Origin of the sequence: Aquabacterium sp. G14, assembly GCF_037482285.1 — a bacterium.
Lineage (GTDB): Bacteria > Pseudomonadota > Gammaproteobacteria > Burkholderiales > Burkholderiaceae_C > Aquabacterium.
This window is the reverse complement of sequence record NZ_JBBEYB010000005.1, coordinates 80798-92820: the sequence shown is the minus strand read 5'-3', so window position 1 is coordinate 92820 and position 12023 is coordinate 80798. Positions and strand designations below refer to the sequence as shown.

General features: G+C 66.6%; 8 protein-coding genes and 1 tRNA gene. 5 read left to right on the top strand and 4 right to left on the bottom strand.

Annotation, left to right across the window (positions count from 1 at the left end; translation table 11 throughout):
• Positions 1-16 precede the first annotated feature (16 nt).
• The 3 genes from WIT60_RS07570 to WIT60_RS07560 all read left to right on the top strand — a co-directional run bounded on the left by WIT60_RS07570 (position 17) and on the right by WIT60_RS07560 (position 1512).
• Positions 17-92 (top strand) — tRNA-Lys (locus WIT60_RS07570).
• 127 nt (positions 93-219) lie between these two features.
• Positions 220-1041 carry a nitroreductase family protein gene (locus WIT60_RS07565; RefSeq protein ID WP_339583329.1) on the top strand — a complete coding sequence of 274 codons (822 nt, stop codon included), beginning with the start codon at positions 220-222 and terminating at the stop codon, positions 1039-1041.
• Between the two features lie 102 nt (positions 1042-1143).
• On the top strand, positions 1144-1512 hold the full coding sequence (locus WIT60_RS07560; RefSeq protein WP_339583328.1) for an HU family DNA-binding protein: 369 nt from the start codon (positions 1144-1146) through the stop codon (positions 1510-1512).
• A gap of 99 nt (positions 1513-1611) precedes the next feature.
• Here WIT60_RS07560 and WIT60_RS07555 read toward each other — a convergent pair whose 3' ends face one another.
• Positions 1612-2070 (bottom strand): cyanophycin metabolism-associated DUF1854 family protein, encoded by a 459-nt coding sequence (locus WIT60_RS07555; protein WP_339583327.1) that lies wholly within the window; start codon positions 2068-2070, stop codon positions 1612-1614.
• 4 nt (positions 2071-2074) lie between these two features.
• Entirely contained in the window at positions 2075-4360 is a 2286-nt protein-coding gene (locus tag WIT60_RS07550; protein ID WP_339583326.1) for a cyanophycin metabolism-associated ABC transporter, read from the bottom strand.
• A gap of 146 nt (positions 4361-4506) precedes the next feature.
• Between WIT60_RS07550 and WIT60_RS07545 the strand changes: the two genes are divergently transcribed.
• Together WIT60_RS07545 and cphA are read left to right on the top strand one after the other, a co-directional pair.
• Positions 4507-6726: a cyanophycin synthetase gene (locus WIT60_RS07545; RefSeq protein WP_339583325.1), complete on the top strand. Its 2220-nt coding sequence runs from the start codon at positions 4507-4509 to the stop codon at positions 6724-6726.
• A gap of 42 nt (positions 6727-6768) precedes the next feature.
• The gene (gene cphA / locus WIT60_RS07540) at positions 6769-9354 is read left to right on the top strand and encodes a cyanophycin synthetase (RefSeq protein WP_339583324.1); all 2586 of its coding nucleotides are present in this window, start codon (positions 6769-6771) and stop codon (positions 9352-9354) included.
• A gap of 63 nt (positions 9355-9417) precedes the next feature.
• Here the strand turns inward: cphA and WIT60_RS07535 are convergent, their stop codons facing one another.
• Together WIT60_RS07535 and WIT60_RS07530 are read right to left on the bottom strand one after the other, a co-directional pair.
• Entirely contained in the window at positions 9418-10221 is an 804-nt protein-coding gene (locus WIT60_RS07535; RefSeq protein WP_339583323.1) for a general secretion pathway protein GspB, read from the bottom strand.
• Positions 10205-11890: an ExeA family protein gene (locus tag WIT60_RS07530; RefSeq protein ID WP_339583322.1), complete on the bottom strand. Its 1686-nt coding sequence runs from the start codon at positions 11888-11890 to the stop codon at positions 10205-10207. Before WIT60_RS07530 ends, WIT60_RS07535 begins: the two co-directional genes overlap by 17 nt.
• Positions 11891-12023: the final 133 nt, after the last annotated feature.

Genomic DNA, 12023 nt, shown 5'->3' with positions numbered 1-12023 from the left:
AGAAGATAACAGGTGCGGGCTCTTAGCTCAGTTGGTAGAGCAGCGGACTCTTAATCCGTTGGTCGAGTGTTCGAGTCACTCAGGGCCCACCAAATTTTCAAAAGGTCTGAATCGCAAGGTTCAGACCTTTTTGTTTTGCGCGCTCGGGTTTTGCGGTCCGCTCAGCGTGTGCGCCAGGCTTGCGGTAGTGTTGATGCTTTGCATTTCCTGGCTTTCATGATGTCTGTTTCTTCTCTGTTGAGTGCGCGCTACGGTCAGCAGGCCCCCGCTGTGCCCGAGGCCTGGTCTCCCTTGCTGGATCAGTTGTTGACCCACCGCTCGGTGCGTCATCACCTGCCTGATCCGGTCAGCGATGCGCAGTTGACGGCCATCGTGGCCGCGGCCCAGTCGGCGGCGTCTTCGTCCAATTTGCAACCTTGGAGCGTGATCGCTGTGCGCGATCCAGTCTCACGTGCGCGGCTGGCCGAACTGGCGGGCGATCAGGCGCATGTGGCACAGGCACCATTGGTGCTGGTCTGGCTGGCTGATCTGGCTCGACTGGAGGCGGTGGCGCAAGCGGAAGGGCTTACCCACGATGCGCTCGACTATCTGGAAATGGGGTTGGTGGGCGTGATCGACGCGGCTTTGGCTGCCCAGAACGCGATGGCCGCGGCCGAGTCATTGGGCTTGTCGGGCTGCTACATCGGTGGCATGCGCAACCATCCGGAGTCGGTGGCCGAGTTGTTGGGCCTGCCGCCGCGGGTCTTTGCCGTGTTCGGCATGACTTTGGGTCAGGAAGATCCGGCGCAGTCGGCTTCGGTCAAACCGCGCCTGCCACAAGCAGCCGTGTTGCACCACGAGCGCTACCGCCCGGTGGCTGAGCAACAGGCTGCGATCGCGTCGTACAACGAGTCGATGGCCGCGTTCTATGCCCAGCAGCAGATGAAGGTGCGTGGCACCTGGACGGTGCATTCAGGCAAGCGGGTGGCCACGCCAGAGGCCTTGACGGGCCGAGATCGGCTTCAGGCGGCGCTGCAGGCACTGGGATTTCCCTTGAAATAGGCGTGTTTGCGACGCATCTGCGTCAACACCTGTGTTCATCGGGCTTTGCGCAAGGCACAATTGGGTTGCCCGAGATTTGCGGGTGCTTTCAGAACATCATTCATGAACAAGACTGATCTCATCCAGCGCCTTGCTGACCAGCACCAACTGTCCAAGGCCGAGGCTGGCCGCATCCTCGACACGCTGCTCGACACCGTGGTGACGGCCGTCAAGAAGGGCGACGCCGTGACCATCCCCGGTTTCGGTTCGTTCAAGCAACATGCCCGCGCAGCCCGCAATGGCGTGAACCCCAGCACCGGCGACAAGATCAAGATCCCCGCCGCCAAGCTGCCCAAGTTCACCCCTGGCGCCACGTTCAAGGCCGCGGTCGATCCGAAGGCCGCTGCACGCAAGGCTGGCAAGGCGCCTGCTGCCCCCGCCAAGAAGGCTGCCAAGCCTGCCGCGAAGAAGGCTGCTGCCAAGAAGAAGTGATCGCTGCGTGGGGCCCGCCTGGGCTCCGCAGCGTCAAAGACCGGTGTCGCCCGCCAGGGCTGCACCGGTTTTCTTTTGGGCATGCGGGCTGTGCCGACGTCAGAGGAAGCGTTCCAGCAGCTTGCGCGAGTGCTTGTCCAGGCGGGTGCGGTCGGCAATGCCGAAGTTCAGCCCCTGCGCACTGTGGATCAGCAGGCGGCCATCGCCCAGTCGACGGATGTCGTCTTCCGACTTCAGCACGAAGCTGGTGCGACCACGGTCGGTGTCCACCGTCCAGGTGCTGGGGGTAGAGAAGCTCGATACCTCGAGCAGGGCGGTGACCTGTGGGGTGAGTTCGCGTACCGCCAGTTCGCCCTCCAGCAGCTGACGCCACGCCGCGGGCAGGTCGCTCAGGCGGTCGATCCAGGCGACCTCGTGGCTGTCGGTGTTCATCAGCGAAACGCCTTCGTCGGGGGCACTCAAGGGGTAGGCGCGCACGGGCACGATGCCCACATGGGTGCTGCCATCGTCCAGCGTCAGGGTCAACTGGCCCAGGTCGTTGCGGGTGAGGTCGCGCATCGTGTCAGTCCTTGTTGGCGGCATCGGCGGGGGCATCGTCGATCAGGGCGTCTTGTTCGGCCTTGCGGGCCTGGGCCTGGTACAGACGCCAGTACGCGCCTTCGCGGGCCATCAGTTCGTCGTGTGGGCCCACCTCCACGATGCGGCCCTTGTCCATCACGACCAGGCGGTCGGCCTTGCGCAGGGTGGACAGGCGGTGCGCAATGGCGATGGTGGTACGGCCCTTGACCAGGTTGTCCAGCGCCTTCTGGATTTCCTTTTCGGTTTCGGTGTCCACGGCTGAGGTGGCTTCGTCCATGATCAGGATGCGCGGGTTGATCAGCAGCGCGCGGGCGATGCTGATGCGCTGGCGCTCGCCGCCGGACAGGCCCTGGCCGCGTTCACCGACCAGCGAGTCGTAGCCCTGCGGCAGGCGCAGGATGAACTCGTGAGCGTGGGCGGCGCGGGCGGCGGCGATGATCTCTTCGCGGCTGGCGTCGGGTTTGCCGTAGGCGATGTTCTCGGCGATGGTGCCAAAGAACAGGAAGGGCTCTTGCAGCACCAGGCCGATGTGGCGGCGGAAATCGGCCACGGCGATGCGGCGCACGTCCACGCCATCGACGCGGATGCCACCGTCACTGACGTCGTAGAAGCGGCAGATCAGGTTGACCAGGGTGCTCTTGCCCGAGCCGCTGTGGCCGACCAGGCCGATCATCTCGCCGGGCTGGATGTCCAGGCTCACGTCGCGGATGACGGCGCGGCTGCCGTAGCGGAAGCCGATGCGGTCCAGTTCCAGCCGGCCTTGCAGCGCGGGCAGCTTGACCGGGTTGACCGGGTCGGGCACGTTGGAGACGTGGTCGAGGATGTCAAAGATGCGCTTGGCGCCCGCGGCGGCCTTTTGCGTGACCGAGACGATGCGGCTCATCGAGTCCAGGCGGCCGTAGAAGCGGCCGATGTAGGCGATGAAGGCGGTGAGCACGCCGACCGTGATGTCCTGCTCGTGCACCAGCCAGATGCCGAAGGCCCACACCACCAGCAGCCCGATTTCGGTCAGCAGCGAGACGGTGGGGGTGAACAGCGACCAGGTCTTGTTGAGCTTGTCGTTGGCCTGCAGGTTGTACTGGTTGGCGGCGCGGAAGCGGTCGGCTTCACGCTGCTCCTGGGCAAAGGCCTTGACCACGCGGATGCCGGGGATGGTGTCGGCCAGCACGTTGGTGACTTCGCCCCAGACGCGGTCGATTTTTTCAAAGCCGGTGCGCAGGCGGTCGCGCACCAGGTGGATCAGCCAGGCAATGAAGGGCAGGGGCACCAGGGTGACCAGGGCCAGCCAGGGGTTGATCGACACCAGGATGGCCGCCGTCATGGCGATCATCAGCACGTCGGTGGCGAAATCGAGGGCATGTAGCGACAGAAAGACGTTGATGCGGTCGGTTTCGGAGCCGATGCGGGCCATCAGGTCACCGGTGCGCTTGCTGCCGAAGTAGTCGAGGGACAGGCGCAGCAGGTGCTCGAAGGTGGCGGTGCGCAGGTCAGCGCCGATGCGCTCGGACACCAGGGCGAGCACATAGGTGCGGGCCCAGCCCAGCAACCAGGCGGCCAGTGCCGAGGCCAGCAGGCCGCCCAGCAGAAGCATCACATGGCCGGTGTCGATGGCCTGCCCGTTCTGGAACGGGATCAGGATCTCGTCCATCAGCGGCATGGTGAGGTAGGGCGGCACCAGGGTGGCGGCGGTGCCGGCCAGGGTCAGCAGGAAGCCGGCGAGCAGCATGCCCTGGTAAGGGCGGGCAAAGCGCCACAGGCGCAGCAGCACCCAGGTGGAGGGCGGGGTTTGCTTGTCGCGATGGCAGACCGCGCATTCGTCGCTGTCGGGGGGCAGGGGGGCGTGGCAGACCGGGCATTCGGCGCGGTCTTCGTCGTCCGGTTGCAGGCCGGTGGCGCGAATCATTTGCTGCCGCTCAAACTGGTCCAGCAGGGTTTGCAGGGGGGCTTGCTGCGCCAGGGTGAGGTGCCAGGTGGCGAGCTGGCGCGTGGCGGTGTGCAGGCTCAAGGTCGCCACACCGGCGTGATCGTGTTGCGAAAGCGACAAATCCGGACCCAGAGGCCAGGATTGCCAGGGTGCTTGTGCATCTTGTCGCGCGTGCAGATGATGATCGGTGAGAACGATCGCACCTTCGGCAAAATGAAGTTGTGCGTTCAGGTCAACCGACAGCCGGGCGAGAACGTTCTCTCCGGATGCCAGCGGCGGGTGTACGCTGGCGAGGTCCTGATGGGGCGCATGCCCCGAGGTGGCAAGGGAATGACGAGAGTGCATGGTGAGAGCCGGACCGAGAAGCGCTGCTTGGGGCAAATCTGCCTGCGGCGTGGCGGCATTCTGACCGAAGCCGCGTCTCCCATGTTGACTTTCGTGACCCCCTAACGCACCGTGGATTGAACTGGATGCAGTCAGACAGGCTGGACATGAGCAAGAAGAACGACATCACGTTGCTGCGGGTCAATTACCTGCGCGGCCCCAATATCTGGACCTACCGCCAGGTGCTGGAGGTCTGGTTGGACCTGGGCGAGCTGGAAGACTGGCCTTCGCACAAGCTCCCGGGCTTCAACGCGCGCCTGACAGCGATGCTGCCGGCCCTGGTCGAGCACCACTGCGGCGTCGGCGAGCGCGGTGGTTTCCTCCAGCGGCTGGAAGAGGGCACCTGGGCTGGGCACATCCTGGAACACGTGATCATCGAGTTGCTGAACCTGTCGGGGATGCCCACGGGTTTCGGTCAGACCCGCAGCACCTCGCAGCGTGGGGTGTACCGCATGGTGTTCCGCGCCCGCGACGAGCAGGTGGCTCGCCTGGCGCTGGCCGAGGGCCATGCCCTGCTGATGGCCGCGATCAACGATGAACCTTTCGATGTGTCGGCCGCCGTTGAGCGCCTGCGCAACCAGATCGACGACTGCTACCTGGGCCCCAGCACAGCGGCCATCGTGGGCGCAGCCACCGACCGGGGCATCCCGCACATCCGCCTGAACGACGGTAATCTGGTCCAACTGGGCTACGGGCGTGCGCAGCGCCGCATCTGGACGGCCGAAACCGACCGCACCAGCGCGATCGCCGAGGCGATTGCCGGCGACAAGGACCTGACCAAGACCTTGCTGAAGTCCTGCGGGGTGCCCGTGCCCGAGGGCGAGGTGGTGGACAGCCCCGAGGCGGCCTGGGAGGCCGCGCAAGACATCGGCCTGCCGGTGGTGGTCAAGCCGCTGGACGGCAACCATGGCCGGGGGGTCTCGCTGGAGCTGACCGAGCGTGCCGACATCGAGGCGGCGTTCAAGATTGCCGAGGCCGAGGGCAGCGAGGTGATCGTCGAGCGTTATGTGCGTGGCGACGAGCACCGCCTGCTCATCGTGGGCGGCAAGATGGTGGCCGCCGCCAAGGGCGAGAGCCTGTGGATCACCGGCAACGGCCGCGACACGGTGGCCCGCCTGATCGAAGACCAGCTCAACAGCGACCCGCGTCGTGGCGATGCCGAGGAATTCCCGCTGGAGACCATCGTGCTGGAGCGCGAGCCTGCGATGCGCTTGCTGCTGGAGCGCCAGGGCCTGAACGCCGAGGCCATCCCGAAGGCCGGGCAAAAGGTGCTGGTGCAGCGCAATGGCAACGTGGCCATCGACTGCACCGATGACGTCCATCCCGACATCGCCTACTTGGCCTCGCTGGCTGCGCGCGTGGTGGGTCTGGACATTGCCGGCATCGACCTGGTGGTGGAAGACATTGCCAAGCCCTTGGCGCCGCAACGCGGTGCGGTCGTCGAGGTCAACGCCGGTCCGGGTCTGCTGATGCACCTCAAGCCCGCCGAAGGTTTGCCGCGCCCCGTAGGGCAGGCCATCGTCGACAACCTGTTTGACGAGGACGAGACGGGGCGTGTGCCCATCATCGGCGTCGCGGGCTCGCAGGGCGTGACCCACATTGCCCGCCTGACCGCCTGGTTCCTGCACCTGAGCGGCAAGGTGGTGGGCCTGGCGTGCAGCGAAGGTCTGTTCCTGGGCTCGCGTTGCGTCGAGGCGGGTAACCGCGCCAGCTTCGCGGCGGCCGAGCGTCTGCTCATGAACCGCGATGTCAATGCCATCGTGGTGGAAAACGGCCCGGTGTCCATCCTCGACGATGGGCTGGCTTACGACCGCTGCCAGGTGGGTCTGGTGACCGATCTGCGTGGCGCCGAAGCCCCGGTGGACCCGGCCCTGGCCGTGCACGACATCCATGAGCCGGAACAGATGTTCAAGGTGCTGCGCACGCAGGTGGACGTGGTCTTGCCGGGCGGCGTGGCCGTGTTGCATGCCGCAGATGCGCGTCTGGTCGAGATGGCCGACCTGTGCGATGGCGAGGTCATTTTCTACGACGTCGATCAGCACAGCCCCGTGATGGTGGCGCACCGCGCCAAGGGCGGGCGCACCGTGTCCGTGGCCGACAACCATGTGCTGCTGACCCACAACGGCCACGCGCCGGTGCGCTGCATCGACCTGGACAGCGCGTCGGCGCGCCGGGTCATGGGTGGCTTGACCAAGCACCCGCTGCCGGGTGCCGGCGTGCAGGCCCTGCTGGCCGCCGTGGCCGTGGCCTGGGCCCTGGACATTTCGCCGGAGTTGATGGCTGCCGGCATGGAAACTTTCGACCCGACCGCGCAGGCCGTGCGCTGAGCCCGGCCCGATCTCACGACGCGAACACCAAGAGACAAAGAGATGGACGTTTCTCGCATCCGGGCCCTGCGTGGCCCCAATCTCTGGAGCCGCCAGACGGCCATCGAGGCCGTGGTGGCCTGTGAGCCGGCCGAGCGCACGCTCGAGACGCTGCCGGGCTTTGAAGAGCGCCTGCGCAAGCTGTTTCCGTCCCTCGGGGCCTTGCGCCCTGCGGGCCGACCCGACCACATCTCGCTGGCCCATGTGCTGGAGGCTGCCACGCTGGCGCTGCAGGCGCAGGCCGGCTGCCTGGTCTCCTTCAGCCGCACGGCACCCACCCTGGAAGAGGGCATTTATCAGGTGGTGGTGGAGTACAGCGAAGAGCCTGTGGGCAAACTGGCACTCAAGCATGCCCAGGCCCTGATCGCGGCGGCGCAGCAGGACACTGCGTTTGACCTGCAGGCGGCACTGGCCGAGCTGCGCGATCTGGACGAAGACGTGCGCCTGGGCCCCAGCACCGGGGCCATCGTGGCCGCCGCCGCCGCTCGGGGCATTCCCTGGCGTCGTCTGACACAAGGCAGCCTGGTGCAGTTTGGCTGGGGTGCCAAGCAGCGCCGCATCTGGGCCGCCGAGGTGGATTCGACCAGTGCCGTCTCTGAATCCATTGCCCAGGACAAGGACCTCACCAAGCGCCTGCTGGCCGCCGCCGGGGTGCCGGTGCCCATCGGTCGCCCCGTTCGCGATGTGGGCGATGCCTGGGCCGTGGCCCTGGAAATCGGGCTGCCTGTGGTGGTCAAGCCGCAGGACGGCAACCAGGGCAAGGGCGTGACGGTCAACATCGTCACCCGCGACCATCTGGAAATTGCCTACAAGGCCGCGGCCGAGATCGGCACTGTCATGGTCGAGAAGTACCTGCCCGGTCACGACTTCCGCCTGCTGGTGGTCGGTGACAAGCTGGTGGCGGCGGCTCGCCGCGAGCCCGCTCACGTCATCGGTGACGGCATCCACACGGTGCGCGAACTGATCGACGAGGTCAACAAGGATCCGCGTCGCGGCGATGGCCATGCCACCGCCCTGACCAAGATGCGCCTGGACGAGATTGCCGTGGCACGTCTGGGCATCCAGGGGCTGACCCCGGACTCGATTCCTGAAGAGGGCCGTCGCGTCATCTTGCGCAACAACGCCAACCTGTCGACCGGTGGCACGGCGACCGATGTGACCGACACGGTGCACCCCGCTGTGGCCGCCCGGGCCGTGGCGGCTGCCCAGACCATCGGTCTGGACATCTGTGGTGTGGACGTGCTGGCCGAGGGCATGCACAAGCCGCTGGAAGAGCAAAACGGCGGCATCGTCGAAGTCAACGCCGCGCCGGGTCTGCGCATGCACCTGTCGCCCTCGTTCGGCAAGGGCCGCAATGTGGGCGAGGCCATGGTGGCCCACTTGTTCAAGCCGGGCGAAGATGGCCGCATTCCCGTGGTCGCCGTGACGGGGACCAATGGCAAGACCACCACGGCGCGTCTCACTGCGCACCTGTTGGCCACCAGCGGTCTGCGCGTGGGCATGACGAACACCGATGGCGTCTATGTCAACGGTCGCCAGATCGACAGCGGCGACTGTTCCGGTCCCAAGAGCGCCCGCAGCGTGCTCATGCACCCGGACGTGGACGCGGCCGTGTTCGAAACCGCGCGTGGCGGCATCTTGCGTGAAGGCCTGGGTTACGACCGCTGCCAGACTGCCGTGGTCACCAACATCGGTGCGGGCGACCACCTTGGCCTGAACTACATCACCACCGTTGAAGATCTGGCGGTGCTCAAGCGTGTCATCGTCATGAACGTGGCCGAAGATGGCTACGCCGTGCTCAACGCAGGCGATCCCATCGTGGTGGCCATGGCCGCCAAGTGCCCGGGCGGGGTCATCTACTTCTCGGCCGAGCCTCACAACCCCGTGCTGACCGCGCACCGTGCCCAGGGCAAGCGCAGCATCTGCATCGACGGCGATGCGATCGTCGTGGCCGAAGGCAGCTGGCGCGAACTGCTGCCGCTGCGTGACATCCCCATCACCCGCAACGGCACCATCGGTTTCCAGATCGAGAACGTGATGGCCGCTGTGGGCGCGGCTTGGAGCAGCGGGCTGGACTGGGACTTGATCCGCCGTGGCCTGGCCAGCTTCGTCAACGACGCCGACAACGCGCCGGGCCGTTTCAACGTGATGGACTTCAAGGGCGCCACCGTGATTGCCGACTATGGCCACAACCCGGATGCCATGCGCGCTCTGGTCTCGGCTGTGAACGCCTTGCCGGCCCAGCGCCGCTCGGTGGTCATCAGCGGGGCCGGTGACCGCCGCGACGAGGACATCCGCGAGCAGACGGTCATCCTGGGGCAGGCCTTTGACGAGGTCATCCTGTTTCAGGATGCCTGCCAGCGCGGTCGTGCTGATGGCGAGGTCTTGAAGCTGCTGCGCGAAGGCCTGGCGGACGCACCGCGCGTGAAGCACGTCGAAGAGATCCGGGGCGAGTTCCTGGCCATCGACACGGCACTGAACCGCTTGCAGCCCGGTGATCTGTGCCTGGTGCTGGTGGACCAGGTCGAAGAGGCCCTGGCCCATCTGGCACGCCGCTGTGACGCGGCGGCAGGTGGTGCGGGCGACTGAGCCGTTCCAGGCTCAGTCAATGGCGAGGGCTGGGGGGGCCGTATGGCACGCTGCCCAGCCGTTTCAGTACGACACGGCGTAGCGCGTGCCTCGGTAGCGGAACACCGCCGACTTCAGGCGGATTTCTTCCAGCACCAGGCCAGCGACCGGCTGGTCTCCTTCGTGGAACACCCGGTTGTTGATCAGCAGCATGCGGCTGGCGGGCTGGTCGGAATACATGGCGCCCGACACCGTCAGGGCGGGCAGGCTGCGTCGCACGTCTTCAGGTAACTCGGCCAGGTTTGGCACCTGGGTGCTCGTCGTCGCGGCCGGATCCACATGGATCGGTGCGCGTGTTGACGGCTTGGCAGGCGTCGCTGCGGGGGCGGGCGAGACCGTCTGGGGCGGCGTCACCACCGGCGAGCGCATCTCAGTTTGGGGAGTTGGCGCCGCTGCTTGCGCCCTGGCGGGCGATGGCGTCACCGGGACGGCGCTCACGGAGGGCGTGTTGAGGGGCGTTGGCGCGGCCGCCAGCGAGGGCGTCGGTGCCTGTGTCGGGATGGGCGCGGTGGGCGTGACCGGGGTTGTCACCGTGGGTGGGAGCGGCGTCGGCGCCGTCTGGGGTGCCTGCGCCAGCACGGGCCGGGGATCCGACTGCACGGGCTCAGACGCCGGTGCGGCTGTCGCCACCGGCCGCGTCCACCACCAGGCCGAGCCCAGCGCGGTCAGTACCAACACGGCGCCCAGGCCCATCACCCAAGCCGGTGGGCGTCCTCTCAGAGGGGGCAGGTCGGCCTCCAGGTTCGCCGTGGGCGTGTGCAAGCCGGGCACCCGCCCTTGTTCGCGTTCGGCATCGGCCTTTTTCAGGGCATCAAGGATGTAGGACATGAGCTGGCTGGCTGGCAGAAGGGGAAGGCGGTGATGATTCGGCCGGCGTGTGGAGGCGTGGCTCCGGCACGCCCGTGGCCCGGTTGAGTTGCATCAGCGTTGTGGCGCCCACGACCCCGTCGGGCGCCAGGCCCTGGGTCAACTGGAAGGCCTGCACGCGGGCTTCCAGGGCGGCATCGAAGGTCGTGACGGCATCGGCCGGCAGGGTGTGGCCATCGAGTCGGGCCAACTGGGCGGCCAGCCAGCCGACCGTGGCGCTGCGCTGGCCCTGCAGCAACTTGGCTCGGTAACCCGGCGGGGTGCGCCACAGCGTCACGAAGTCGCCGCGCCACACGGTGGCGAGCGTGCCCAGAGGCATGGCCACGGTTTGAGCGCCGTGCTGCAGATAGGCGTAGCGTGTATCCAGGCCGGTCAACAGCGCATGGCCGCGTTGTCCGCTGGCTTGCAAGCGCAGCACGACCGGTCGTTCCAGTTGTCGAACCTGCGGCAGACCGCCGCTGTGCAGATGGCACATCAGGCCTTGGCGCCAGGCGTTCGCACAGACATCGCCACCCACCGCTGGCACCTGCCACAGCGTCATCAGCTGTCGCAGCGCTTCGTTCTCGTCGGTCAGCGCGCCTTGCATCAACGCGTCCGCACTGATCACGTCGGCGCGCATGGAGGGCGCCGTGTCTTGTTTTGTGCTGGCACCGGAGCTGACGGCCGAGGTGACCTTGGCGCCCTGAGTCGTGGCTGCCAGCGAAGCTGCTGCTGGACGCTGGGCCCGTGCCTCCCCCGACTGATGCTGCAACCACAGGGCGACACCCATGCCCGTCATCCCTGCCAAGGCCAGGCCGGCCAGCGCCACTTGGGTGCGTCGGCCGGGTGTGGCACGTGTCGGCGAGGGGCTGGCTGCGGCCTTCGCCCGCTGACGCGCCAGGCGCGGAAACACCTCGCTGGCGGCCTTGTCCACAATCGCCACTGTCACCTGGGCCTGGTTTTCTGCGTAGGCACCCAACAGTGCCCGATCGCACAGCAGGTTGATGCGGCGCGGCACGCCCCGCGTCCAGCGGTGGATGCGCAGCATGGCCTCCTTGTCGAACAGGCGTTCGCGCACGAGCCCGGCCACCTTCAGACGGTGCTGGATGTACTGGGCCGTCTCTGGTGCCGACAGCGCATCCAGGTGGTAACGGGCAATCACCCGCTGCGCCAGTTGCTCCATGTCCGGGCGTTCGAGCATGTCGCGCAGCTCGGGCTGGCCGATCAGGATGATCTGCAACAGCTTGCGCTCGTTCGTCTCCAGGTTCGTCAACAGGCGCAGTTGCTCAAGCACCTCCAGCGACAGGTTCTGCGCCTCATCGATGATGAGCACGTTGCTGTGCCCTTCAGCGTGACTGCGCAGCAAGTGACCGTTGAGCCGGTCGATGTTGGCCTTCACCCCGCCGACCTGCGCGACGCCGTGGCTGTCAGGCAGGTGGAATTCCTCGCAGATGGTCTGCAGCAACTCCGGCACGGTCAGCTTCGGGTTGAAGATGTAGGCCACATGGCAGCGTGGTGGCACCTGCTCCAGAAAGCAGCGACACACCGTCGTCTTGCCGGCACCGATTTCCCCGGTCAGCAGCACGAAGCCGCCGCCCCCTTCCACGCCATACAGCAGGTGCGCCAGGGCCTCGCGGTGGCGGTCGCTCATGAACAGATAGCGGGGATCGGGGGCGATCGAAAAGGGTGGCTGTGCCAGGCCAAAAAATGACGTGTACATCCGCACAGGATAACGGGGTCTGTGCGGCGATCACGCCCCATCCGGGTGCACAATTGGTGGATGA